At 52.9% G+C, this 25,802-nt stretch carries 26 protein-coding genes; 18 read left to right on the plus strand and 8 right to left on the minus strand.

The window, feature by feature from the left end:
• Positions 1-14: 14 nt before the first annotated feature.
• From NAZ64_RS19450 to hisP, 6 genes are all read left to right on the plus strand, one after another.
• Positions 15-584, plus strand: a complete 570-nt coding sequence (locus NAZ64_RS19450) for a UbiX family flavin prenyltransferase (protein ID WP_000825682.1) — start codon at positions 15-17, stop codon at positions 582-584.
• A gap of 288 nt (positions 585-872) precedes the next feature.
• Positions 873-1,655, plus strand: coding sequence for a lysine/arginine/ornithine ABC transporter substrate-binding protein ArgT (gene argT / locus NAZ64_RS19455; RefSeq protein ID WP_023193939.1), 783 nt, complete (start codon positions 873-875; stop codon positions 1,653-1,655).
• A gap of 237 nt (positions 1,656-1,892) precedes the next feature.
• A complete protein-coding gene (gene hisJ / locus NAZ64_RS19460; protein ID WP_000731865.1) occupies positions 1,893-2,675 on the plus strand; it encodes a histidine ABC transporter substrate-binding protein HisJ in 783 nt (260 codons plus the stop codon).
• A gap of 182 nt (positions 2,676-2,857) precedes the next feature.
• Positions 2,858-3,544, plus strand: coding sequence for a histidine ABC transporter permease HisQ (locus NAZ64_RS19465; protein ID WP_220569752.1), 687 nt, complete (start codon positions 2,858-2,860; stop codon positions 3,542-3,544).
• A complete protein-coding gene (gene hisM, locus NAZ64_RS19470; protein WP_023219864.1) occupies positions 3,541-4,248 on the plus strand; it encodes a histidine ABC transporter permease HisM in 708 nt (235 codons plus the stop codon). Before NAZ64_RS19465 ends, hisM begins: the two co-directional genes overlap by 4 nt.
• Positions 4,249-4,261: 13 nt before the next feature.
• A complete protein-coding gene (gene hisP, locus NAZ64_RS19475; RefSeq protein ID WP_058819520.1) occupies positions 4,262-5,035 on the plus strand; it encodes a histidine ABC transporter ATP-binding protein HisP in 774 nt (257 codons plus the stop codon).
• 51 nt (positions 5,036-5,086) lie between these two features.
• Here hisP and NAZ64_RS19480 read toward each other — a convergent pair whose 3' ends face one another.
• Together NAZ64_RS19480 and yfcG are read right to left on the minus strand one after the other, a co-directional pair.
• Positions 5,087-5,980 (minus strand): TIGR01777 family oxidoreductase, encoded by an 894-nt coding sequence (locus NAZ64_RS19480; protein ID WP_001166274.1) that lies wholly within the window; start codon positions 5,978-5,980, stop codon positions 5,087-5,089.
• Positions 5,981-6,105: 125 nt separating this feature from the next.
• A complete protein-coding gene (gene yfcG / locus NAZ64_RS19485; RefSeq protein WP_000566563.1) occupies positions 6,106-6,753 on the minus strand; it encodes a GSH-dependent disulfide bond oxidoreductase in 648 nt (215 codons plus the stop codon).
• Between the two features lie 142 nt (positions 6,754-6,895).
• On the opposite strand from yfcG, the gene yfcF reads away from it, so the two are divergent.
• Genes yfcF through yfcD form a run of 3 tightly spaced genes read left to right on the plus strand, consistent with a single transcriptional unit; the run spans position 6,896 to position 8,758 of the window.
• On the plus strand, positions 6,896-7,540 hold the full coding sequence (yfcF, locus tag NAZ64_RS19490) for a glutathione transferase (RefSeq protein WP_000043010.1): 645 nt from the start codon (positions 6,896-6,898) through the stop codon (positions 7,538-7,540).
• A 55-nt stretch (positions 7,541-7,595) separates the two neighbouring features.
• On the plus strand, positions 7,596-8,147 hold the full coding sequence (yfcE, locus tag NAZ64_RS19495) for a phosphodiesterase (RefSeq protein ID WP_000772458.1): 552 nt from the start codon (positions 7,596-7,598) through the stop codon (positions 8,145-8,147).
• A 56-nt stretch (positions 8,148-8,203) separates the two neighbouring features.
• The gene (gene yfcD / locus NAZ64_RS19500; protein WP_076935015.1) at positions 8,204-8,758 is read left to right on the plus strand and encodes an NUDIX hydrolase YfcD; all 555 of its coding nucleotides are present in this window, start codon (positions 8,204-8,206) and stop codon (positions 8,756-8,758) included.
• A 5-nt stretch (positions 8,759-8,763) separates the two neighbouring features.
• On the opposite strand, the gene NAZ64_RS19505 is transcribed toward yfcD, so the two are convergent.
• On the minus strand, positions 8,764-9,783 hold the full coding sequence (locus NAZ64_RS19505; RefSeq protein WP_000026949.1) for a LacI family DNA-binding transcriptional regulator: 1,020 nt from the start codon (positions 9,781-9,783) through the stop codon (positions 8,764-8,766).
• A gap of 252 nt (positions 9,784-10,035) precedes the next feature.
• Here NAZ64_RS19505 and NAZ64_RS19510 point away from each other — a divergent pair, with 252 nt between their 5' ends.
• From NAZ64_RS19510 to NAZ64_RS19530, 5 genes are all read left to right on the plus strand, one after another.
• Complete coding sequence (locus NAZ64_RS19510; RefSeq protein WP_024798164.1) at positions 10,036-10,479, plus strand: PTS sugar transporter subunit IIA; 444 nt, start codon at positions 10,036-10,038, stop codon at positions 10,477-10,479.
• Between the two features lie 80 nt (positions 10,480-10,559).
• Entirely contained in the window at positions 10,560-10,832 is a 273-nt protein-coding gene (locus NAZ64_RS19515) for a PTS sugar transporter subunit IIB (RefSeq protein ID WP_000699818.1), read from the plus strand.
• Positions 10,833-10,852: 20 nt separating this feature from the next.
• The gene (locus NAZ64_RS19520; protein ID WP_001542443.1) at positions 10,853-12,244 is read left to right on the plus strand and encodes a PTS ascorbate transporter subunit IIC; all 1,392 of its coding nucleotides are present in this window, start codon (positions 10,853-10,855) and stop codon (positions 12,242-12,244) included.
• The gene (locus NAZ64_RS19525) at positions 12,241-13,071 is read left to right on the plus strand and encodes a transketolase (RefSeq protein ID WP_001103265.1); all 831 of its coding nucleotides are present in this window, start codon (positions 12,241-12,243) and stop codon (positions 13,069-13,071) included. Before NAZ64_RS19520 ends, NAZ64_RS19525 begins: the two co-directional genes overlap by 4 nt.
• A complete protein-coding gene (locus tag NAZ64_RS19530) occupies positions 13,064-14,017 on the plus strand; it encodes a transketolase family protein (RefSeq protein ID WP_183058381.1) in 954 nt (317 codons plus the stop codon). The genes NAZ64_RS19525 and NAZ64_RS19530 overlap by 8 nt, the downstream gene beginning before the upstream one ends.
• A gap of 48 nt (positions 14,018-14,065) precedes the next feature.
• Here the strand turns inward: NAZ64_RS19530 and yfcC are convergent, their stop codons facing one another.
• The 3 genes from yfcC to ackA all read right to left on the minus strand — a co-directional run bounded on the left by yfcC (position 14,066) and on the right by ackA (position 19,227).
• Positions 14,066-15,586, minus strand: a complete 1,521-nt coding sequence (yfcC, locus tag NAZ64_RS19535; RefSeq protein ID WP_000117932.1) for a putative basic amino acid antiporter YfcC — start codon at positions 15,584-15,586, stop codon at positions 14,066-14,068.
• A gap of 217 nt (positions 15,587-15,803) precedes the next feature.
• Positions 15,804-17,948 (minus strand): phosphate acetyltransferase, encoded by a 2,145-nt coding sequence (gene pta, locus NAZ64_RS19540; protein WP_000086690.1) that lies wholly within the window; start codon positions 17,946-17,948, stop codon positions 15,804-15,806.
• A gap of 76 nt (positions 17,949-18,024) precedes the next feature.
• Entirely contained in the window at positions 18,025-19,227 is a 1,203-nt protein-coding gene (gene ackA / locus NAZ64_RS19545; protein WP_000095689.1) for an acetate kinase, read from the minus strand.
• A 339-nt stretch (positions 19,228-19,566) separates the two neighbouring features.
• On the opposite strand from ackA, the gene yfbV reads away from it, so the two are divergent.
• The 4 genes from yfbV (at position 19,567) to NAZ64_RS19565 (ending at position 23,173) form a co-directional block, all read left to right on the plus strand.
• Positions 19,567-20,022 (plus strand): terminus macrodomain insulation protein YfbV, encoded by a 456-nt coding sequence (gene yfbV, locus NAZ64_RS19550; RefSeq protein WP_076935017.1) that lies wholly within the window; start codon positions 19,567-19,569, stop codon positions 20,020-20,022.
• An 83-nt stretch (positions 20,023-20,105) separates the two neighbouring features.
• Positions 20,106-20,600 (plus strand): YfbU family protein, encoded by a 495-nt coding sequence (locus tag NAZ64_RS19555; RefSeq protein ID WP_000426135.1) that lies wholly within the window; start codon positions 20,106-20,108, stop codon positions 20,598-20,600.
• Positions 20,593-21,270: a sugar phosphatase gene (locus NAZ64_RS19560; RefSeq protein WP_076935019.1), complete on the plus strand. Its 678-nt coding sequence runs from the start codon at positions 20,593-20,595 to the stop codon at positions 21,268-21,270. Before NAZ64_RS19555 ends, NAZ64_RS19560 begins: the two co-directional genes overlap by 8 nt.
• Positions 21,271-21,346: 76 nt before the next feature.
• A complete protein-coding gene (locus NAZ64_RS19565) occupies positions 21,347-23,173 on the plus strand; it encodes an SLC13 family permease (RefSeq protein WP_023232858.1) in 1,827 nt (608 codons plus the stop codon).
• Positions 23,174-23,278: 105 nt separating this feature from the next.
• On the opposite strand, the gene yfbR is transcribed toward NAZ64_RS19565, so the two are convergent.
• Together yfbR and alaA are read right to left on the minus strand one after the other, a co-directional pair.
• Entirely contained in the window at positions 23,279-23,878 is a 600-nt protein-coding gene (gene yfbR, locus NAZ64_RS19570; RefSeq protein WP_000813882.1) for a 5'-deoxynucleotidase, read from the minus strand.
• 93 nt (positions 23,879-23,971) lie between these two features.
• Complete coding sequence (gene alaA, locus NAZ64_RS19575; protein ID WP_000074540.1) at positions 23,972-25,186, minus strand: alanine transaminase AlaA; 1,215 nt, start codon at positions 25,184-25,186, stop codon at positions 23,972-23,974.
• Positions 25,187-25,802: the final 616 nt, after the last annotated feature.

Here is a 25,802-nt window from a genome sequence, read left to right on the forward strand (position 1 = left end):
AACGGTAAGAGAACATGAAACGACTCATTGTAGGAATTAGCGGCGCCAGCGGAGCGATTTATGGCGTGCGCTTATTACAAATTTTGCGCGATGTCGATAGCGTGGAAACGCATCTGGTGATGAGCCAGGCGGCCCGGCAAACGCTGGCGCTGGAGACCCATTTTTCGCTGCGCGAGGTGCAGGCGCTGGCCGATGTGACGCACGATGCGCGCGACATTGCCGCCAGCATTTCCTCGGGCTCTTACCCGACGGCGGGAATGGTTATCTTGCCCTGTTCGATTAAAACGCTGTCGGGGATTGTCCACAGTTATACTGACGGACTGCTTACCCGCGCGGCGGATGTGATATTAAAAGAGCGGCGACCTCTGGTGCTGTGTGTGCGCGAAACGCCGCTGCATATCGGGCATTTGCGTTTAATGACCCAGGCCGCTGAGATAGGCGCGGTGATTATGCCGCCGGTTCCGGCTTTTTATCATCTTCCTCAGACGTTAGATGATGTTATAAATCAAACGGTTAACCGAGTTTTGGATCAGTTTGATATCCCCCTTCCGCACGATCTTTTTGTTCGCTGGCAGGGCGCATAGCGTTGTCTGTTTAGCGTGCATTATTGTCCCTGTTGCCCTGTTTCAGGGCAATTTTGTAACCGCGATCATATCCTCAACATTTAATTCGTTAAAAGCCGCCGAAACGCTGCGGTTCAACCGTCATACCTGCTATCTTCAACATCAGGACAATATTGCAACGTTTTATTAACAAATTTAACGTAGAATCGTTTTGCTGACGTGAAAATGGCATAAGACCTGCATGAAAAAGTCTGCAAACACACAACACCACGTAAAACATAAAAAAATGACGCCACTTGAGGGGTATGTATGAAGAAGACCGTTCTCGCTTTGTCTTTGCTGATAGGTCTGGGCGCGACGGCGGCCAGTTACGCCGCGCTTCCGCAAACGGTTCGTATTGGAACAGATACCACCTACGCGCCTTTCTCATCGAAAGATGCCAAAGGCGACTTTATTGGCTTTGATATCGATCTCGGTAATGAAATGTGTAAGCGTATGCAGGTGAAATGTACCTGGGCCGCCAGCGACTTTGATGCGCTTATTCCCTCACTAAAAGCGAAAAAAATTGATGCCATTATTTCATCGCTCTCTATCACCGATAAACGCCAGCAAGAAATTGCGTTTTCCGACAAACTTTACGCGGCGGATTCACGCCTGATTGCGGCAAAAGGGTCTCCCATTCAGCCGACGCTGGAATCGCTGAAAGGCAAGCATGTCGGCGTGCTGCAAGGGTCCACGCAAGAGGCTTACGCCAATGATAACTGGCGCACTAAAGGTGTGGATGTGGTGGCTTATGCCAACCAGGATCTTATCTATTCCGATTTAACCGCCGGTCGTCTGGATGCCGCATTGCAGGATGAAGTCGCCGCCAGCGAAGGATTCCTGAAGCAGCCAGCGGGCAAAGAGTATGCGTTTGCCGGTCCTTCCGTGAAGGATAAAAAATATTTTGGCGACGGGACGGGGGTTGGGCTGCGCAAAGACGATACCGAGCTAAAAGCCGCGTTTGATAAAGCGCTGACCGAACTGCGCCAGGACGGAACTTACGACAAAATGGCCAAAAAGTACTTCGATTTTAATGTCTACGGCGATTGAGGGAAGGGGATAACGCGTCGCGCTGGGGAACTATCACGGTGCAAAATAGATGTTTTGCACCTTTTTGGTGCATAAGCCGTTGCGGAACAGGCGCATAAATGCATACTTAATCGATTTTTATGCAAAATAAACCGGCTGACAAGGTAGAATGCTTTGCCTTGTCGGCCTGATTAATGGCACGATAGTCGCATCGGATCTGTAAAGATCTCCTGGAAAGACAGTCTGTTGAGGATAGTTATGAAAAAACTGGCGTTATCCCTTTCTCTGGTGCTGGCATTTTCCAGCGCTACCGCAGCATTTGCCGCTATTCCACAAAAGATTCGTATCGGTACCGATCCTACATACGCACCGTTTGAATCCAAAAATGCACAAGGTGAATTGGTCGGCTTTGATATCGATCTGGCCAAAGAGCTGTGCAAACGTATCAACACACAGTGTACGTTCGTGGAAAACCCGCTGGATGCGCTGATTCCGTCTTTAAAAGCGAAGAAAATTGATGCCATCATGTCCTCGCTGTCCATCACTGAAAAGCGCCAGCAGGAAATCGCGTTTACCGACAAGCTTTACGCCGCTGATTCCCGTCTGGTGGTGGCGAAGAACTCTGATATTCAGCCGACCATCGCGTCGCTGAAAGGCAAGCGCGTCGGCGTGCTACAGGGGACGACGCAGGAGACCTTCGGCAATGAGCACTGGGCGCCGAAAGGGATTGAGATCGTCTCTTACCAGGGGCAGGACAACATTTATTCCGATCTGACGGCTGGCCGTATTGATGCGGCGTTCCAGGATGAGGTCGCGGCCAGCGAAGGTTTCCTTAAACAGCCCGTCGGAAAAGACTATAAATTCGGCGGCCCGGCGGTGAAAGATGAGAAGTTATTCGGCGTAGGAACCGGTATGGGGCTGCGCAAAGAGGATAACGAGCTGCGCGAAGCGCTGAACAAAGCCTTTGCTGAAATGCGTGCTGACGGTACTTACGAAAAGCTGGCGAAAAAGTACTTTGATTTTGATGTTTATGGCGGTTAATCACCGTCGGTGCAGATAAAGCCCAAAGAATGTTGACTGTCTGCATTGCCTGATGGCGCTGTGCGTGTCAGGCCTACGGGGAGCATCGTAGGCCGGGCAAGGCACAGCCGCCATCCGGCGTGATGTGAGGCAAAAATGCAAAAGAGGCTTCTTACTTCACCACACACAACAGGACAGGCTGCATGTTGTACGGGTTTTCAGGCGTAATTTTACAGGGCGCGATCGTCACGCTGGAACTGGCGCTCAGTTCCGTGGTGCTGGCCGTGCTTATCGGTCTTGTCGGCGCGGGGGCGAAGCTTTCGCAAAACCGGGTAACGGGGCTTATTTTTGAAGGATACACCACCCTGATTCGCGGGGTGCCGGATCTGGTCTTAATGCTGCTGATATTTTACGGATTGCAAATCGCGCTTAACGTGGTGACCGATTCGCTGGGTATCGACCAGATAGATATTGATCCGATGGTGGCCGGTATTATCACCCTTGGTTTCATCTACGGCGCCTATTTTACCGAAACCTTTCGCGGCGCGTTTATGGCGGTGCCGAAAGGCCATATCGAGGCGGCGACGGCTTTTGGTTTTACCCACGGGCAAATCTTCCGGCGGATTATGTTCCCGGCGATGATGCGTTACGCCCTGCCGGGGATCGGCAATAACTGGCAGGTGATACTCAAAGCGACGGCGCTGGTGTCGCTGCTGGGCCTGGAAGATGTCGTCAAAGCCACGCAGCTTGCCGGTAAAAGCACCTGGGAGCCTTTCTATTTTGCCGTGGTCTGTGGACTTATCTACCTGGTATTTACCACCGTTTCCAATGGTGTGCTGCTCTTACTTGAGCGTCGCTATTCCGTGGGCGTGAAGAGGGCCGATTTGTGATTGAGATCATTCAGGAGTACTGGAAATCCCTGCTGTGGACGGATGGCTATCGTTTTACCGGCGTGGCGATTACGCTGTGGTTGTTAATTTCATCGGTGGTGATGGGCGGTCTTCTGGCGGTGGTTCTGGCGGTAGGTCGCGTTTCCAGTAATAAATTCATCCGTTTTCCCATCTGGCTGTTTACGTATATTTTTCGCGGCACGCCGCTGTACGTACAGCTACTGGTGTTCTATTCGGGGATGTATACGCTGGAGATAGTCAAAGGCACCGATCTTCTTAACGCGTTTTTCCGCAGCGGACTGAACTGTACCGTACTGGCGCTGACGCTGAATACCTGCGCGTACACCACGGAAATTTTCGCCGGGGCGATTCGCTCGGTGCCGCACGGTGAAATTGAAGCGGCACGGGCCTATGGCTTCTCGTCATTTAAAATGTATCGCTGCATTATTTTGCCGTCGGCATTACGCATCGCCTTGCCTGCCTACAGCAACGAAGTGATTTTAATGCTGCACTCTACGGCGCTGGCGTTTACCGCGACGGTGCCGGATTTGTTGAAAATCGCCCGCGATATTAACTCAGCGACTTACCAGCCGTTTACCGCGTTTGGCATTGCCGCCGTGTTGTATTTACTCATTTCGTATGTCCTGATAAGCCTGTTCCGTCGGGCGGAAAGACGCTGGTTGCAGCACGTGTCCTCTAAATAATTCGAGTAACATGATGTCAGAAAATAAATTACACGTTATCGATTTGCACAAACGCTACGGCGGTCATGAAGTGCTGAAAGGGGTATCGCTGCAGGCCCGCGCCGGAGATGTGATTAGCATCATCGGCTCGTCCGGCTCCGGTAAAAGCACTTTTTTGCGCTGTATTAACTTCCTCGAAAAACCGAGCGAAGGCGCGATTATCGTGAACGGTCAGAACATTAATCTGGTGCGCGACAAAGACGGGCAGCTCAAAGTGGCGGATAAAAATCAGCTACGCTTGTTGCGTACCCGCCTGACGATGGTGTTTCAGCACTTTAACCTCTGGAGCCACATGACGGTGCTGGAAAATGTGATGGAAGCGCCGATTCAGGTACTGGGATTGAGCAAGCACGACGCGCGCGAGCGGGCGTTGAAATATCTGGCGAAGGTGGGGATTGATGAGCGCGCTCAGGGCAAATATCCCGTCCATCTCTCCGGCGGCCAACAGCAGCGCGTTTCTATTGCGCGCGCGCTGGCGATGGAACCTGACGTTTTACTGTTCGATGAACCTACTTCGGCGCTCGATCCTGAACTGGTCGGCGAAGTGTTGCGCATCATGCAACAACTGGCGGAAGAAGGCAAAACGATGGTGGTGGTCACGCATGAAATGGGCTTCGCTCGCCATGTCTCTTCGCACGTTATTTTTCTGCATCAGGGGAAAATTGAAGAAGAGGGCGAGCCGGAGCAGGTGTTCGGCAATCCGCAAAGCCCGCGTTTACAGCAATTCCTGAAAGGCTCGCTGAAATAAAAGAAGCCCGGCGGCGCATCGCTTACCGGGCAGGATACGGCGCTTTGGGAACTAGCGAATCACATCCGCCAGCGCCTCTTCTAAATCATACCAGCGAAATGCGAATCCGGCGGCTTCAAGCCGTTTTGGCAGCGCCCGCTGTCCGCCCAGCACCAGCACTGACGACTCTCCCATCAATAAGCGAATTGCCGTCGCCGGAATGCGAATAATCGCTGGACGGCGCAGCGCGCGACCCAGCGCATGAGCAAAATGCTCATTATGGACGGGATACGGCGAGACCATATTGAAGGGACCGCGAAGATCGTTATCCAGCAGCCACAGAATGCCGTTGACCATATCGTCGATGTGAATCCAGGCCAGATATTGCCGACCATTACCCACCGGACCGCCGAGTCCGAGGCGAAACGGCGGAACCATTTTCCCCAGAATCCCGCCTTGCGGCGCCAGGACAACGCCGGTACGCAGCAGGCAGACGCGGGTCTGGTCGCTCTGCGCACGACAGGCAATCTGTTCCCAGCGGGCGCAAAGTTTATGCGTAAATTCGTTGTGCGGCGGCTCATCTTCAGTGACGACAACGTCGCCCAGATCGCCGTAATAGCCCGTGGCGGAGCCGGATATCAACACCGAGGGCGGCGTTGCGCTGGCATGAATTAAATCCACCAACTTTTGCGTGATAGCCCAGCGGCTTTGGCACAACCGTTCTTTTTGTTGCGACGTCCAGCGCTTGTCGGCAATCGGTTCGCCCGCCAGATTGATGATGGCATCAATCTCATTGAGGTGCTCACGTTCCGCCAGCCCTTTCCATAATGTCACTCTGGAATCGAGAATCTGACGCGCGTTATCGGGATTGCGCGTAACGACCGTCACCTGGTGCCCCAGTGTTAACAGCCGGGGAATGAGATGACGCCCTATCAGGCCCGTACCGCCGGTAATCAGAATCTGCATATGACCTCCAGAGTAGGGAGGATTTCCTCTTCCCTAATGTCAGGTTTTTAATACGAATAAGGGTGCCGGACGCAGGTTTTTTCCGTGTATACACCTCTACATCATACATGATGTATGCTACCGCGTTACGCTTTCGTACTGTTACAGTGCAGTTGCGCTTGTAACAGTGCGCGCGCTGTCGCAGGACGCGTGCGAATGCGTTCAAACCAGTTATACACCGCCGGGTAGGTATCAAGATCGATTCGCTGACGCTGATGTGCGTTAACCCACGGCCAACTGGCGATATCCGCAATACTGTAGTGGTCGCCGCCCAGCCACGGGGAGGTTTCCAGGCGTTTATTCAGGACGTTGTATAAGCGTTGCGTTTCAACCTGATAGCGTTCAATCGCATAGGGGATGGCCTGCGGCGCAAAGTGGTTAAAGTGGTGATTCTGGCCCAGCATCGGCCCTAACCCGCCGACCTGCCAGAACAGCCATTGCAGCGTGGTATGGCGTTCACGCAGCTCCCCGCTAAGCAGTTTGCCGCTTTTTTCCGCCAGGTAGAGAAGAATTTCGCCGGATTCAAAAAGACTAAGCGGTTGACCGCCGTCTGCCGGGGCGTGATCGACGATGGCAGGAATTTTATTATTGGGAGAGATAGCTAAAAAATCAGGGCGAAACTGATTGCCCTTGCTGATATCTACTTTTAGCAAACGATACGCCAGCTCCGCCTCTTCCAGAAACAGCGTTATTTTATGCCCGTTGGGCGTGGGGGCGTAGTAAAGGTCAATCATTTTGGCTCCTGCATATGCGTAAAGAGTCTGGGCTGAATTAAGTATAGAAAGCCTCCTGATGTGTGTGAGTTTTCATCAGGTGACAGCAGGCGAAAGACGCTATATTTTGGGAAGAAACCTAATACGCCCTCAAGAGGACATTATGAGTAAGCCTGTTATTGTGCTGTGGTCGGATGCGAACTTTTTCTCTCCCTACGTCTTGTCCGCCTGGGTGGCATTACAAGAAAAAGGGCTTTCCTTTACTCTGAAAACCCGCGATCTGGACCAGGGAGAACATCTGCAACCTGGCTGGCGGGGATATGCGCTGACGCAGCGCGTACCGGTGCTTGAGGCCGACAATTTTGAGCTGAGCGAGTCGTCCGCTATTGCGGAATACCTGGAGGAGCGTTTCGCGCCGCCGCAGTGGGAGCGTATCTACCCGCACGATTTACAAAAACGCGCCCGCGCGCGACAGATTCAGGCGTGGCTACGCAGCGATTTACTGCCGCTTCGCGAAGAACGGCCTACCGACGTGGTGTTTGCCGGGGCGAAAAAAGCGCCGCTAAGCGAGGCTGGAAAAGCCAGCGCGGCAAAACTGTTTGCGACGGCTGAAGCGCTATTGGGGCAGGGGACGCAAAATTTATTTGGTGAATGGTGCATTGCCGATACCGATCTGGCATTGATGATCAATCGTCTGGCGCTGCATGGCGATGACGTGCCGGCGTCGCTGGCGGCGTATGCGACATTCCAGTGGCAGCGTGCTTCCGTACAGCGTTTTATTGCGCTTTCCTCGAAGCGTTCAGGCTGAAAATCTATTCATATTCCAGTATCATAACGCCGTTTTTCACAACGAGGAGTGAGCGATGAAACTGATGTTCGCATCGGACATTCATGGTTCTTTACCCGCCACGGAACGCGTGCTTGAGCGGTTCGCGCAAAGCGGCGCGCGTTGGCTGGTGATATTAGGCGATGTCCTTAACCACGGGCCGCGAAATGCGCTGCCTGAAGGCTATGCGCCCGCTCAGGTCGCCGAACGCCTGAACGCGGTGGCGACGCAAATCATTGCCGTGCGCGGCAACTGCGATAGCGAAGTGGATCAGATGCTGCTGCATTTTCCGATAACTGCGCCGTGGCAGCAAATATTGACGCAAGAGAGGCGGCTATTTTTAACGCATGGGCACCTCTTCGGGCCGACGAATCTGCCCGCTCTGCATACTGGCGATGTGTTGGTCTATGGTCATACGCATCTGCCGGTGGCGCAACAGCAGGAAGGACTGTATCACTTTAATCCTGGGTCAGTGAGCATCCCGAAAGGCGGGTATGCGGCAAGCTACGGTATTCTGGATGATAATGTGTTGAGCGTAATCGCACTCAATGATCAAAGTATCATTGCGCAGGTTGCAATTAACTCGTAATTTACCTCACAAACGTAAATGCGCCGTAAGAGCGCCAGAAATAAGAAGGTTTCCTGATGGTGGAACAGCGTCGTTTGGCAAGTACGGAATGGGTGGATATTGTGAATGAAGACAATGAAGTCATTGCACAGTCCAGCCGGGAACAGATGCGTGCGCAACGCTTACGGCATCGTGCGACGTATATCGTCGTTCATGATGGTATGGGTAAAATTCTGGTGCAGCGTCGTACCGAAACAAAAGATTTTTTGCCCGGTATGTTAGATGCTACCGCAGGCGGCGTGGTCCTGGCTGATGAGCAGCTACTGGAATCTGCCCGCCGCGAAGCGGAAGAAGAGTTGGGTATTGCAGGCGTGCCGTTTGCCGAACACGGTCTGTTTTACTTTGAAGACCAACATTGCCGGGTTTGGGGCGCGCTGTTTAGCTGCGTTTCCCACGGGCCTTTCGCGCTTCAGGAAGATGAAGTCAGCGAAGTGTGTTGGCTGACCCCGGAGGAGATCACCGCGCGCTGTGATGAATTTACGCCGGACTCGCTCAAAGCGCTGGCGCTGTGGATGACCCGCAACGCCAAAAACGAAGCCGCGCTCCAGGAGAAACCGGAAGAGACGGAATAAGCGTTTTAGCAGCTTTCCCGCATACATAAACTGGAGGCGATGGATTTTCGATCGCTCCAGTTTCCCTGATTTAACCTTTCCAACAGCGCCCGTCCGGCTTCACTGCCAATCTTACGGTGCGGTACGGCCATTGTGGTTAACGGCGGCTGGCAGACCCGGCTGACATCGCTATCGCCAAACCCGACCACCGCTAAATCGTCCGGAACTTTGATCCGCCGTCGTTGGCACTCGTATAACGCGCCGCAGGCCAGCTCATCCGATACGCATACCAGCGCGTCCAGCTCCGGCCACGCCAGTAAAAACTCCGGCAGCTGCGACGCGCCGGTAGAAAAATTGGGCGGCAAGGCGGCATTAATCACCCGGTTTGGCGACATATGGTGGCGAAGCATCGCTTTGTACCACCCGTGCAGATGTTGCTGAAAAATCCACTGCTCCTGATTGGCGCATAGCAGCCCGATATTCTGATAACCGCGCTGAATCAGCATTTCCGTCAGCTCATACATTGCCGCAACGTTATCAATACCGATATTCATATCAATAGGATCGCTGCGAATCGCGCCCATCTCCATCACCGGGATAGAGGCATTTTTCAGCCACTGGCGCACGGTAGTGCTATGTTCGACGCTAAGCAGAATCGCCGCGGCAATGTTGGAGGCCAGCAGCGTTTCGAGCAGCTTCTCCTCTTGTTCCACGCGATGCTGCGATTCCGCCAGCATAATCTGGTAGCCAGCGGGCTGTAAAATTTGTTGCAGCCCGGCGAACATTTCAGAACACCCCGCTTCCGCAAGGTTCGGTACGACCATTGCGATGGTGTGCGAGGAGGCAGACGCCAGCGCGCTGGCGGCGAGATTAGGCATATAGCCCAGCTCATGCACTGCCGCTTCGATTTTTTCCCGGAGTTTATCAGAGACCTGTTCCGGCGTGCGTAAGGCTCGTGATACGGTCATCGTGCCTACACCGGCAAGTTGGGCTACATCGGCGATAGTCACTTTACCGGTACTGCGCCGTTTACGGGGTATCGACATACAAATTCCTGCGTCATTACAACATGTTGAGATGCTTTTTTATTGTCGTTCTTTGCTTCGCATGACTGGCAGTATACGCCTTAAATCCGCTTTTTTGCTGTGATTTCACACCATGATTTTAATTTGATAGCGCTATCACAATTCTGAGTAATAGTCGCTGGTAGCGCTATCTTTGTGATAACGATCGCAGCTAATATCGAATGGCTTGAATAAAGTTTGTTCATAATTTCATACACCGTGGGGGCGAATAACATGCTGGGAACCTGGTTATCTGACGCAACCATCACGCTACGGGAGAGCGTGGAAACGTGGCCGCAGGCGCTGGAAATTTGCGGCAAACCCCTGCTGGACGCAGGTGTTATCGCACCGGAATACCTTACGGCGATTGTTCAGCAGCACCAAAAGCTTGGGCCGTATTATGTATTAGCGCCAGGGTTAGCGATGCCGCATGCGAGGCCGGAAGAGGGGGCGAAAGGGTTAGGTTTATCGTTACTGAAACTACAGCGCGGCGTTTCATTTGGCGCAGACGAATTTGATCCGGTTGACATCATTATTATGCTGGCGGCGCCTGATAAGCACAGTCATATCGAAATGATATCGGCGCTGGCGGAATTATTTTCCAGTGATGTAGATATGGAAAAATTACATCAGGCAAAAAACCTGGAGGACATTAAAGCGATTATTGACCGTTTTTGATTTTATTCCATTTTCTTGCGGTAAATAACATTACGCCCGTGCGTGATGCAGACCAACTCTACTTTTAAAAGGTGACAATAATGAAAATCATGGCAATTTGCGGTTCCGGCCTGGGTAGTAGTTTTATGGTAGAAATGAACATTAAAAAAGTATTAAAGAAACTCAATATTGACGCTGAAGTGGAACACTCCGATCTCTCATCGGCCACGCCCGGGGCCGCCGATCTTTTTGTAATGGCCAAAGATATTGCGGCCAGCGCCAGCGTGCCGGAAAGCCAACTGGTGGTGATCAATAACATCATCGACATCAACGAACTGGAAACGCAGCTGCGCGCATGGTTCGCTAAACAATAATTATTGCTGGCGAGGTGGATATGTTTATCCTTGAAACGCTGAATTTTGTTGTTGATATTTTAAAAGTGCCATCGGTGCTTGTAGGATTAATTGCGCTGATTGGTCTGGTGGCGCAGAAAAAAGCGTTTTCCGATGTGGTAAAAGGCACGATTAAAACCATTTTAGGTTTTATTGTGCTTGGCGGCGGCGCAACCGTACTGGTGGGTTCATTAAACCCGCTAGGGGGTATGTTTGAACACGCTTTTAATATTCAGGGCATTATTCCTAATAATGAAGCGATAGTTTCAATCGCGCTGGAGAAATATGGCGCGTCCACGGCGTTAATTATGGCATTTGGTATGGTGGCCAATATTGTCGTGGCGCGCTTTACGCGTCTTAAATATATCTTTTTGACCGGGCATCACACCTTTTACATGGCCTGTATGATTGGCGTAATCCTGACCGTGGCGGGGTTTGAGGGCGTAGGGCTGGTCTTCACCGGATCGCTAATCCTGGGACTGGTGATGGCCTTCTTCCCGGCGTTGGCCCAACGTTATATGAGGCGGATTACCGGTACCGATGACATTGCGTTTGGTCACTTCGGTACCCTGGGATATGTGCTTTCCGGCTGGATTGGCAGCCTGTGTGGTAAAGGCTCCCGCTCCACGGAAGAGATGAACCTGCCGAAAAACCTCAGTTTTTTACGCGACAGTTCTATCTCGATTTCGCTGACCATGATGATTATCTATCTGATCATGGCAGTCAGCGCAGGGCGTGAGTATGTCGAAGCGACGTTTAGCGGCGGGCAAAACTATCTGGTGTACGCCATCATCATGGCAATCACCTTCGCCGCCGGCGTATTCATCATTCTGCAAGGCGTCCGTCTGATTCTGGCGGAAATTGTTCCGGCCTTTACCGGCTTTTCAGAAAAACTGGTGCCAAACGCGCGTCCGGCGCTGGACTGCCCGGTGGTGTATCCCTATGCCCCTAACGCGGTACTGATTGGCTTCCTGTTCAGTTTTCTCGGTGGGCTGGTGGGGTTGTTCCTGCTTGGACAGATGAAGCTTGTGTTGATCCTGCCAGGCGTTGTGCCGCACTTCTTTACCGGCGCGACCGCAGGCGTCTTTGGCAATGCCACCGGCGGTCGCCGCGGGGCGATGATCGGCGCATTTGCTAATGGTCTATTAATCACTTTCCTGCCAGTGCTGTTACTGCCGGTTCTCGGCGCGATCGGCTTCGCCAATACCACGTTCTCGGATGCTGACTTTGGCGTAATCGGTATTTTGCTGGGCAACCTGGCGCGTTATCTGTCGCCGATGGCTATCACGGGGCTGGTGGTGGCGCTATTCGCGCTACTGGTGGCGTACAACGTGTTGGCCAAAAACAAAAAAGTGAATGCCGAAGTGCAGGAAAATAGCGGAGCGAAAGAATGAACGTAACCGAAATCACCCAACTGGCGCGCGACATTCGCGTCGCCACGCTCAAATCCTTAAACCATCTTGGCTTTGGTCACTATGGCGGCAGCATGTCGGTAGTGGAAACTCTGGCGGTTCTGTACGGCGCGGTGATGAAAATCGACCCTGCCGACCCGGACTGGCCGGAACGCGATTACTTCGTACTGTCGAAAGGCCATGCGGGCCCCGCGTTGTACAGTACCCTGGCGATTAAAGGCTATTTCCCGCGCGAAGAGCTGAATACGCTTAACCAGAACGGCACCCGTCTTCCCAGCCATCCGGATCGGCTAAAAACGCGCGGCGTGGACGCCACGACCGGCTCACTGGGACAGGGCATCTCTATTGCGGGCGGTATGGCGCTGTCGCATAAACTGGCGCGGCGACCCAACCGGGTATTTTGCATTGTCGGCGATGGCGAGCTGAATGAAGGGCAGTGCTGGGAGGCGTTTCAGTTTATTGCCCACCACCGCCTGAATAATCTGACCGTTTTCATTGACTGGAACAAACAGCAGCTTGACGGCGAGCTGGAGGAGATTATCAATCCGTTCGATCTGGAAGGGAAATTCCGCGCGTTTGGTTTCGATGTCGTCACCGTCAAAGGCGATGATATCGCCGGACTACTGGCGGTGGTTCAGCCTGTGCCGCCCGCCGATGCCCAGCCACGGGTAGTGATCCTTGACAGCATTAAAGGGCAGGGGGTGCCATGCCTGGAGCAGTTAACGAATTCTCACCACTTACGCCTGACGGATGGCATGAAGCAGACGCTCAATGAGGCCATTCATCAACTGGAGGTCATGCATGATTAAGCTTGCGCCCGCAGGGCTTAAAGACGATATCGAAATGCGCAAAGTTTACGCCGGTTTTGTCGCCGGGCAGATTGAGGCCGGAAGCCCAATTATTGCGCTTGAGGCTGATTTAATGAGCTCAATGGCGATGGACAGCGTGGCGCGTGACTACCCGCAGCATGTCATTAACTGCGGTATTATGGAGGCGAATGTGATTGGCACTGCGGCGGGGCTGGCGCTGACCGGCCGCAAACCGTTTGTGCATACTTTTACCGCTTTTGCCAGCCGCCGCTGTTTTGATCAGCTCTTTATGGCGCTGGATTATCAGCGTAACAACGTCAAAGTGATCGCCTCCGATGCCGGAGTGACAGCGTGCCATAACGGCGGCACCCATATGTCTTTTGAAGATATGGGGATTGTTCGCGGGCTGGCGCACTCCGTAGTACTGGAGGTGACGGATGCGGTGATGTTCGCGGATATTTTACGCCAGCTAATGGACCTGGACGGTTTTTACTGGCTGCGTACCATCCGTAAGCAGGCGCGGAGTATCTATGCGCCAGGCTCTACCTTTACCATTGGCAAGGGCAACGTACTGCGCGAGGGCGATGATATTACGCTTATCGCCAACGGCATTATGGTGGCGGAGGCGCTGGAGGCGGCGCGCCAACTGGAGCAGGAAGGCGTGAGCGCCGCGGTCATTGATATGTTCACCTTAAAGCCTATCGATCGCATGTTGGTGAAAAACTACGCGGAAAAAACGCGGCGTATCGTCACGTGTGAAAACCACAGCATCCATAATGGACTGGGATCAGCGGTGGCGGAAGTGCTGGTGGAAAACTGCCCGGTGCCGATGCGCCGTGTTGGCGTCAAAGAGCGTTATGGGCAGGTAGGAACGCAGGATTTCTTACAACAAGAGTACGGACTCACCGCCACAGCGATTGTAGAAGCCGCGAAATCACTGCTTTAATCATGGAGATATTGCCGGATGGCGCTGATGCTCATCCGGCATTTTGGATCAATGATATCCCATCATCTGCGCGCCAATGACGACCACGCTGGACATAATAAACAGTAGTCCCAGCAGCGACGCCCCCACTTTCAGCCAGTTGCGAAAATCGACCCGGCACACGCCCAGCGTGGCCATCAGCGAGGCTGATGTCGGATAGATAATATGGCTGAAGCCATCGCCAAACTGGAAGGCCAGAACAGTCACCTGACGGTTAACACCGACCAGATCGCCGAGCGGCGCCAGTAATGGCATGGTTAACGCCGCCTGACCCGAACCGGACGTGACAAAGAAATTAAATACCGCCTGGAAGAGCAGCATAAACCAGGCGGCGATAGCATTATTAAGCCCGCTGATGCCATGCGCGATACTGTTAAGCAGCGTATTGAGCACGCTGGGTTCCCCGGCTTCGCCGTTGCCGACCAGCAGCAGAATGCCTTTGGCAAAACCTACCAGCAAGGCGGGCGCGATCATCATCCTCGCCCCTTCGGTGAATGAGGACGCCATCACGTTGACCGTCATACCGTTGAGGCGGAAGATAACGCCGATGAGGCCGATCACCACGCCCATGGTGAAAAACTGGCTGGCGATCTCCGGAATAAACCAGGCGTGGACAATCACACCCCAGACGACCCAAATCATTACGCCGGTCAGGACCAGCAGTACCAGCCAGTCACCGAAGGTGAAAGGGCGCTGGACGACTTCATCCTGCTGTTCGCGGAAATAGCGATCGGATTCGTGGACGCGGGAAAGCAGCGGATTCTTTTTCACGCGTGAGGCGTAGACCAGCGTAAAAACCAGCCCAATCAGCGTGGCGACAATCCAGACCACAATACGCAGCCCGGAGCCGGAAAGTACCGGCACGCCGGCAATCCCCTGGGCGACGACTACGCAAAAAGGGTTCATCCACGAACTGGCAAAGCCAATTTGGGTGGCGATATAGGTCACCAGGACGGTGGTAATGCTGTCATAGCCCAGCCTGACCATCAGCGGGGCTATGATAATTGCAAAGGCAACCGCCTCTTCGCCCATGCCAAATACGGCGCCCCCTAACGAAAAGAGGACAAATAGCACCGGAATAAACAGGACTTCGTTGCCCCGCGTGTGGCGAATAAGCGCCAGAATGCCGTTATCCACGGTGCCGGTACGCATCACGATGCCGAATGCGCCGCCAATCACCAACATAAACATAATAATGCCGACGGCAGTGCCGAATTTCGATCCGGATGTTAACCCTTCAAACGGAAAATTCATCAGCCCTGGTCTTTCATCGCCGGTAGTGAAAAATTGTACGCGATGATACTGCGCTTCCCCGGCCTCATTGGTCACAATGCGAAAAGAGTGCGGGTCGACGACTTTGCGGGTTTTTGTCTGACCATCGACCTGATACTGCACTTCCTGGCTATCAAACATCCCAACGGGGACGACCCAGGTGGCGATACTGGTTAAAATGGCGACAAAAAAGATGATGACCAGCGTATCGGGCATTGCCCATTTTCTGGCTGTTTTTGATTCTGTAACGACAGACATGACAGACTATCCCTGTTGCAAAGCAAAGAGGCTAAGTATGAGAAGAAGGGAATAGTTATTCATTGATGCAGCGCAGTTAAGCAAAAAATTCCGCTTTGCAGGGTAAATAGCAGAATGCCGGATGGCGATGCTAACGCGTCTTATCCGGCCTACAACGGTATTTCACCTGTAGGCCGGACAAGGCGTTCACGCCGCTATCCGGCATTATCTTTTACTGTTACTGCTGCTGTTGAGAAGCCTGGATCGCCGTCAGGGCGATGGTGTAGACGATATCGTCAACCAGCGCGCCACGGGACAGGTCGTTCACCGGCTTGCGCATACCCTGCAGCATCGGCCCGATGGAGATCAGGTCGGCAGAACGCTGTACCGCTTTGTAGGTGGTGTTACCGGTGTTCAGATCCGGGAAAATGAACACGGTAGCGCGACCCGCAACCGGCGAGTTCGGCGCTTTGGATTTCGCTACGTCAGCCATGACCGCGGCGTCGTACTGCAACGGACCGTCGATCATCAGGTCAGGACGTTTTTCCTGCGCCAGACGCGTCGCTTCACGTACTTTCTCTACGTCGCTGCCCGCGCCAGAGGTGCCGGTGGAGTAGGAGAGCATTGCCACACGCGGTTCGATGCCGAAGGCAATGGCGGAATCCGCAGACTGAATCGCGATTTCTGCCAGCTGCTCTGCAGTCGGGTCTGGGTTGATTGCGCAGTCGCCGTAAACGTAAACCTGTTCCGGCAGTAGCATAAAGAACACAGAAGAGACCAGGGAGCTACCCGGCGCCGTTTTAATAAGCTGCAGCGGCGGACGGATGGTGTTGGCGGTGGTATGAACCGCGCCGGAAACCAGACCGTCGACTTCGTCTTGCTCCAGCATCAGCGTGCCGAGCACCACGTTGTCTTCCAGCTGTTCGCGGGCAACCGGTTCGGTCATGCCTTTGCTCTTACGCAGCTCAACCAGGCGAGCGACATAGCTTTCACGCACCACTTCCGGATCGACGATTTCAATACCTGCGCCCAGCTCAACGCCCTGAGATGCCGCGACGCGGTTGATTTCATCCGGGTTGCCCAGCAGTACGCAAGTGGCGATGCCGCGTTCAGCGCAGATTGCCGCCGCTTTGACGGTACGCGGTTCGTCGCCTTCCGGCAGCACTACGCGTTTACCGGCTTTACGCGCCAGCTCAGTCAGTTGGTAGCGGAACGCCGGCGGAGAGAGACGACGGCTACGCTCGGAAGTGGCGGTCAGCGACTCGATCCAGTCAGCGTTAACGTAGTTCGCGACGTATTCCTGAACTTTCTCGATGCGCTCATGGTCATCAACCGGGACTTCCAGATTGAAGCTTTGCAGGCTCAGCGAAGTCTGCCAGGTGTTGGTGTTCACCATAAAGACCGGCAGACCGGTGGCGAATGCGCGTTCGCACAGTTTAGAAATGCGCGCGTCCATTTCATAGCCGCCGGTCAGCAACAGGGCACCGATTTCTACGCCGTTCATCGCGGCCAGGCAAGCTGCGACCAGTACGTCCGGACGGTCAGCGGAGGTCACTAACAACGATCCTGCGCGGAAATGTTCCAGCATATGCGGAATACTACGCGCGCAGAACGTGACGGATTTAACGCGGCGGGTTTTGATATCGCCTTCGTTAATGATGGTGGCGTTCAGGTGACGCGCCATATCGATAGCGCGGGTCGCAATCAGGTCGAAGCTCCACGGCACTGCGCCCAGAACCGGCAGCGGGCTGGATTCCTGCAGTTTAGCAGGATCGATTTTGATCACCTGTGCTTTGGAAGAGTCGTCAAAGATCTCCGACAGATCCGGGCGAGTACGGCCTTGTTCATCAACCGGCGCATTCAGTTTGTTGATGATAACGCCGGTGATGTTGGTGTTTTTCGCGCCGCCGAAGCTGCTGCGCGTCAATTCGATACGCTCGTTCAGCTGTTCTGGCGTGTCGGTCCCCTGAGACATGACAAAAACGATTTCCGCATTCAGCGTTTTCGCGATTTCATAGTTCAGAGACTGAGCGAACTGATGTTTACGGGTCGGAACCAGACCTTCAACCAGCACCACTTCCGCGTCTTTGGTATTCGCATGGTAGTTCGCGATGATCTCTTCCATCAGCACGTCTTTCTGGTTGCTGGAGAGCAGAGATTCAACGTGGCTCATCTTCAGCGGTTCAGCCGCCGGCAGGGTAGAGTTCGCGCGAACGATAGTGGTGGTCTGGTCAGGCGCATCGCCGCCAGCGCGAGGCTGGGCGATAGGCTTAAAGACGCTCAGACGAACGCCTTTGCGTTCCATAGCACGGATGACGCCGAGGCTGACGCTGGTCAGGCCGACGCTGGTTCCGGTAGGGATCAGCATAATAATACGGGACACGGTTTATCCTCTTTCGTTACCGTCTTTTGGGGACGGGTTACAAAACAGCACCGCCAGCGAGGCTGGCGGTGTCAAATCAGGCAGTCAGACGGCTCGCGTCCTGCGCGATAACCAGTTCTTCGTTGGTTGGGATCACCACCGCCGGACGGGTACCTTCTTTGTTGATGAAACCAGATTTGCCGAAGCGGGCCGCCAGGTTACGTTCGTGGTCGACTTCAAAGCCCAGCACGCCCAGTTTACCCAGAGACAGTTCGCGAACCATCGCGGCGTTTTCACCGATACCGCCGGTGAACACGACTGCATCCAGACGACCGTCCATCAGAGCGGTGTAAGAACCGATGTACTTCGCCAGGCGGTGGCAGTAAACGTCCATCGCACGTTTTGCGTCTTCTTTGGTGGCGTAGTTGTCTTCAACATAACGGCAGTCGCTGGTCACTTCAGTCAGACCCAGCAGACCGGACTCTTTGGTCAGCATTTTGTTGATCTGATCCACGCTCATGCCCAGAGTGTCGTGCAGGTGGAAGATAATCGCAGGGTCGATATCGCCGGAACGGGTACCCATGACCAGGCCTTCCAGCGGGGTCAGACCCATAGAGGTATCCACGCATTTACCGTTACGGATAGCAGAAACAGAACCGCCGTTGCCCAGGTGGCAGGTGATAATGTTCAGTTCTTCTACCGGCTTGTTCAGCATTTTTGCCGCTTCCTGAGTTACATAGAAGTGGCTGGTGCCGTGTGCGCCATAGCGACGAACGCCGTGTTCTTTATACAGGCTGTACGGCAGGGCATACAGGTAAGATTCTTCCGGCATGGTCTGATGGAAGGCGGTGTCGAATACTGCAACGTTTTTATCTTTCAGCTGCGGGAAAGATTTCAGCGCTTCGGCGATACCAATCAGGTGAGCCGGGTTATGCAGCGGTGCGAAAGAGGCGGAATCTTTGATGCCCTGAATGACGGACTCATCAATGACTACGGAACTGGTATACTTCTCGCCGCCGTGTACGATACGGTGACCAATTGCAGTTAACTGCGCAGACAGTTCTGGTTTTTGTGCCAGAATAGTGTTAACGATAAAGTTCAGCGCTTCACTGTGAGCGGCGCCTGCACCTAAAGCCGCTTCTTGTTTACTGCCGTCCATTTTCCATTTGATGCGTGCTTCTGGCAGATGGAAACATTCGGCTAAACCAGAAAGGTATTCATCACCATTAACTGCATCAATAATTGCAAATTTCAGTGAAGAACTACCGCAGTTCAGAACCAGTACTAACTTACTCGACATGGAAGTACCTATTTATGATACGTGGCTAAAAAAACGTCAGTGAGCCATAGAGCGTAGCGCATGATAGCCCTGACATTTATGATTAACATCATGCGCAGGAGTTTTTTTGGGCATGATGGAAGAAATACCTTTGAGTCTATGCCATTTTGCGTATTTTTCAGCCAATGGCATACTATGTGTAATATTGACGACTCAATGATTTTAAACTACCGGCCTTTGACAGGCCGACACAGGATACCTGATAGTGGGTATCGAAGACAAAATGTTTTGAACGTTGTCCCTCGCAGTTGTTGTTTTGCACAAATTTTTTAAATTTTATATGTGAAGTTGAGGTAGGCCATGTCGACACCGGATAATCGCTCCGTAAATTTTTTTAGCTTATTTCGCCGGGGGCAGCACTACGCGAAGACGTGGCCGATGGAAAAGCGGCTGGCGCTCGTTTTCGTCGAAAACCGCGTCATTCGTATGACGCGCTATGCCATACGATTTATGCCGCCTGTCGCGGTCTTTACGTTATGCTGGCAGATAGCGCTGGGCGGTCAGTTAGGTCCGGCCGTGGCGACCGCCCTGTTCGCCCTGAGCTTGCCCATGCAGGGATTATGGTGGTTAGGGAAACGTTCCGTGACGCCCTTGCCGCCTTCAATCCTCAACTGGTTTTACGAAGTTCGCGGTAAATTGCAGGAGGCTGGACAAGCGCTGGCGCCGGTAGAAGGAAAGCCGGATTACCAGGCATTAGCTGACACGCTTAAACGCGCCTTAAAGCAACTGGATAAAACTTTCCTTGATGATTTGTAATTGACCCCGGATTACGCATATAAAAGAAGGCATACCAATGTCTTCTTTTTTTTCATCGCTATAGCGTGATACAGGAGTTCAAAATGGAAATGACCAACGCGCAACGTCTGATTTTGTCTAACCAGTACAAAATGATGACGATGCTCGATCCCACCAACGCCGAGCGTTACCGTCGCTTACAAACAATTATTGAACGCGGGTACGGCCTGCAGATGCGCGAGCTGGATCGCGAGTTTGGCGAGCTGACGGAAGAGACCTGTCGTACCATCATCGATATTATGGAGATGTACCATGCGCTGCACGTCTCCTGGACCAACCTCAAAGATACGCAAGCCATCGACGAACGTCGCGTCACCTTCCTGGGGTTTGACGCCGCGACGGAAGCGCGTTACCTCGGCTATGTCCGTTTTATGGTGAATATAGAAGGACGCTACACTCACTTTGACGCCGGGACGCACGGTTTCAATGCTCAGACGCCAATGTGGGAAAAATACCAGCGGATGTTGAATGTCTGGCACGCCTGCCCGCGTCAGTACCACCTGAGCGCGAATGAAATCAATCAAATCATTAATGCCTGAGGAGGTTCGCATGCAGTGTAAAGGCTTTCTGTTTGATCTGGATGGAACGTTGGTTGACTCATTACCTGCCGTCGAACGCGCGTGGTGTAGCTGGGCCGATCGTTTTAACCTTGCTCATGATGAGGTGCTGGGCTTTATTCATGGTAAACAGGCGATCACCTCGCTGCGGCATTTTATGGCGGGTAAATCGGAGGCGGAAATTGCCGCTGAGTTTACGCTCCTGGAGCAAATAGAAGCCACTGAAACCGCAGGGATCACCGCGCTGCCGGGGGCTGTCGATTTACTCAATTATCTGAATAAAGCGGGCATTCCGTGGGCTATTGTCACCTCCGGTTCAATGCCGGTCGCGCGTGCGCGCCATCAGGTCGGGGGCCTTCCAGCGCCAGAGGTGTTTGTCACCGCCGAACGGGTCAAACGCGGCAAACCGGAGCCGGATGCGTATTTGCTGGGCGCACAACTGCTTGGCCTGCCCCCTCAGGAGTGCGTCGTAGTAGAAGATGCCCCGGCTGGCGTGCTGTCCGGACTGGCTGCGGGCTGCCACGTCATTGCGGTCAATGCGCCGGCCGACACGCCGCGTCTGGCGGATGTTGATTTTGCGTTGGATAGCCTGACGCAATTATCGGTCGCTAAACAACCAAACGGCGATGTGGTGGTGTTAAGAAAGACCTGATCATGATATCGCCCCGCTTTGGCGGGGCATATTTATGGCAGAATCGCGTTATCTTCTCATCTGACAAGGATATGTTGTGAACGGTGAATTGATTTGGGTTCTCTCTTTACTGGCGATTGCCGTCGTGTTGTTTGCGACGGGCAAAGTACGTATGGATGCGGTGGCTTTATTCGTCATTGTTGCTTTTGTCCTTAGCGGTACCTTGACCCTTCCGGAAGCCTTCTCCGGCTTTAGCGATCCGAATGTCATTCTTATCGCCGCCTTATTTATTATTGGCGACGGCCTCGTGCGCACCGGCGTTGCTACGGTGGTCGGTACCTGGCTGGTTAAAATGGCGGGCAGCAGTGAAATCAAAATGCTGGTTTTACTGATGATCACTGTCGCCGGACTTGGCGCTTTCATGAGTTCAACCGGCGTGGTGGCGATTTTTATCCCCGTTGTTCTTAGCGTTTCTATGCATATGCAGACCTCGCCTTCGCGCCTGATGATGCCGCTGAGTTTTGCCGGGCTTATCAGCGGAATGATGACGCTGGTGGCGACGCCGCCGAACCTGGTGGTTAACAGTGAACTGCTGCGTGAAGGCCTGCACGGGTTCAACTTTTTTAGCGTGACGCCGCTGGGGGTAGTGGTGTTGGCGCTCGGCATTGTTTATATGCTGGTGATGCGCTTCATGCTAAAAGGCGATGCGCCCGGACAACAGGCCGGTAAGCGGCGCACTTTCCGCGATCTTATCCGCGAGTACCGTCTGACGGGGCGCGCTCGTCGTCTGGCGATTCGCCCCGGTTCGCCGATGGTGGGACAGCGACTGGACGACCTTAAACTGCGCGAACGTTACGGCGCCAATGTCATCGGCGTTGAACGCTGGCGGCGCTTTCGGCGGGTTATCGTCAATGTGAACGGCGTATCGGAGTTTCGCGCTCGCGACGTTCTGCTGATTGATATGTCGGCGGCGGAGGTTGACCTCAGAGAGTTCTGCGCCGAGCAACTGCTGGAACCGATGGTATTGCGTGGAGAATATTTTTCCGATCAGGCGTTGGATGTCGGGATGGCGGAAATTTCGCTTATTCCGGAGTCTGAACTGATTGGCAAGTCGGTGCGTGAAATCGCTTTCCGTACACGTTACGGGCTGAATGTGGTCGGCCTGAAACGCGACGGCGTCGCGCTGGAAGGGTCGCTGGCCGATGAGCCGTTATTGATGGGCGATATCATTCTGGTCGTGGGGAACTGGAAGTTAATCAGCCTGCTGGGGCAAAAAGGCCGCGACTTTGTGGTGCTGAATATGCCGGTCGAGGTCAGCGAAGCCTCTCCTGCGCACAGCCAGGCGCCGCACGCCATTTTCTGCCTGGTACTTATGGTGGCGCTGATGTTGACCGATGAAATTCCCAACCCGATCGCGGCGATTATCGCCTGCCTGCTGATGGGAAAATTTCGCTGTATTGATGCTGAAAGCGCGTATAAAGCGATCCACTGGCCGAGTATTATCTTGATTGTGGGTATGATGCCGTTTGCGCTGGCGTTGCAAAAAACCGGCGGCGTCTCTCTGGTCGTGCAAGGGTTAATGAATATCGGCGGTGGCTATGGGCCGTATATGATGCTGGGATGCCTGTTCGTGCTGTGCGCCGTCATAGGACTGTTCATTTCTAACACGGCAACGGCGGTGCTGATGGCGCCGATTGCGCTGGCGGCGGCGAAATCGATGGGGGTGTCGCCCTATCCGTTTGCGATGGCGGTGGCGATGGCGGCCTCCGCCGCCTTTATGACGCCGGTTTCATCGCCGGTCAATACTCTGGTTCTGGGGCCGGGAAACTATAGCTTTAGCGATTTTGTGAAGCTTGGCGTGCCGTTCACGCTTATTGTGATGGCGGTTTGTATTGTGATGATTCCGATGTTGTTTCCGTTTTAACCCCAGGCTGAAAAAGGCCTGATGGCGCTGCGCTTATCAGGCCTACGGATATCACGCTACGTCCAGGCCGGATAAGACGTTGACGTCGCCATCCGGCACAACCGTTTAAAGCGGTGAATCCTGGCTTATCTCGTCAAGAGAGAGATGGAAACTTGGTACGAACACCGCCATAAAATAGTCCATCTCCTGGCTGCGACGTAATTCCAGCGTTTTTTCCAGCCGCGTTTTTGCCAGTCCAAACTCATTATTTCCCGCCGATAGCTCCTCCAGGCATTTCAGGTAGGCGCAAAGCGCATCGGCCTGTTTTACGATTGCCTGTTCTTCTTCGCTCCAGGCATTCTCATCAATAAGCGGTGCGAAAATATCGCGTAATTCATCCGGCGCCATATCAACCAGCTTTTGCTGGGCGATTTTTTCGATCGCTTTATATTCCTGAGCTATCTGGGAATTAAAATATTTTACCGGCGTCGGCAGATCGCCGGTCAGTACTTCCGAGGCATCATGATACATCGCCAGAAGCGCGATGCGTTCAGCATTGAGCTGACCGCCAAATTTACGGTTTTTTATCGCCGCCAACGCATGGGCGACCATCGCCACCTGCAGACTATGTTCGGAGACGTTTTCCGTACGCACGTTACGCATCAGCGGCCAGCGGTTAATCAACTTCATGCGGGAGAGATGGGCGAAAAAATGGCTCTGCTTCATAGATTACCTTTTGTTTTCACTGCGGCAGACTTCATTGTGCGGGGAGGGGGATGAAGATGCAATTCAGGCTACCGAAGTAGCCTGAATTTAAGATTATTGATGGTAACCTGAGAGGAAACGCCCAAAACGGTTGATGGCCATCTCCAGGTCATCTTCACGCGGTAGCGTCACAATGCGGAAGTGATCCGGCCACGGCCAGTTAAAGGCGGTACCTTGCACCAGCAGCACCTTTTCCTGTAGCAGGAAGTCCAGCACCATCTTCTGGTCGTCGTGAATATTAAAACGTTTAGCGTCGATCCTGGGGAACATGTACAACGCGCCGCGCGGTTTTACGCAGGAAACGCCGGGGATATCGTTAATCAACTCCCAGGCGCGGTTACGCTGTTCATACAGTCGGCCGCCCGGCAGAATAAATTCGCTAATGCTTTGATAGCCGCCGAGCGCGGTCTGAATAGCATGTTGCGCCGGGACGTTGGCGCACAGGCGCATTGAGGCTAACATCTCCAGCCCTTCAATATAGCCCTTCGCATGTTTTTTCGGCCCGTTCAGCACCATCCAGCCCTGGCGGAAGCCGGCGACGCGATAGGTTTTAGACAAACCATTAAAGGTGATGGTCAGCAGATCAGGCGCCAGTGCGGCGATAGAGTGATGCTCGGCATCGTCATAGAGAATCTTGTCATAAATTTCATCGGCGAAGATGATGAGATTATGCTCGCGCGCAATGTTGACAATTTCCATCAACAATTCTTTAGAATAGACGGCGCCAGTAGGGTTGTTTGGATTAATAATGACAATACCACGCGTACGTGGGGTGATTTTGGCGCGGATATCGTCAAGGTCCGGGAACCAGTCGGAAGATTCATCGCAAAGATAATGTACCGCCTTGCCGCTGGAGAGCGATACCGCCGCTGTCCATAACGGATAATCGGGCGCGGGAACCAGCATTTCATCGCCACTGTTAAGCAACGCCTGCATCGCCTGAACGATCAGCTCGGAAACGCCGTTACCGATATAGATATCTTCCACGGTTACATCGCGCATTCCACGGGCCTGATAATGCTGCATAATCGCTTTACGGGCGGAATAAAGCCCTTTCGAGTCGCAATATCCTTGCGCCGTCGGCAAATTACGAATGACATCGACCAGAATTTCGTCCGGCGCTTCGAATCCGAAGGGGGCGGGGTTGCCGATATTCAGTTTAAGAACTTTATTACCTTCTTCCTCAAGGCGTTTCGCTTCTTTCAGAACGGGGCCACGAATGTCATAACAGACATTTTCGAGTTTGCTGGATTTTTCAATGGGGGACATGAATCTTGACCTTTTAGCTGTTATTGCCACTCCCTGCCGTGGAAGTCAGCACGAAACAATGTACTCCCACGACGGTGAGTTTTGAAGAGTGAACAGAAGAAGATTTTGTTTATTTTTAACGCGCTTTCGTGCTGTTTAAAACTTCATAAAATCATTTGGTTAGATGTATTTTCTATTTTTGTTTGTATGTATAGTGTTTTATTCTATATGATTGCGCGTAATGTGGTTTTTTATGTTGTCAGAAATTATCTGTTTTATGAGAGATAAGCATTCATCATTAGTGTCGCGCTGGCTATTTCGGAAATACTGAGTATTAAAGGTAAAATGAGAAGGTTAGACCTTTCCGGCGGCGGGGGGTGTGAAACTATTGTTAAGTATAATTAATGAATGGTAGAAATCTTAATTAATTATTATTTAATATTTAAAAAGCATTTACTAAAGTCGTAATAATATCTTTCTGGTCCGATTAGTATAACATATCCAAGGTTAAGATTATTCGTAATAATACTTATAAATATAGCGGTTTTAGGTTAAGATAATGATCCGAAACGGGGGCGTAGTCTGCGTTGTCTGCTAATTTTCATGACGCGATTTTATACATAACCTATTGTTCAAT

It is taken from the genome of Salmonella sp. A1325 (genome assembly GCF_056991255.1).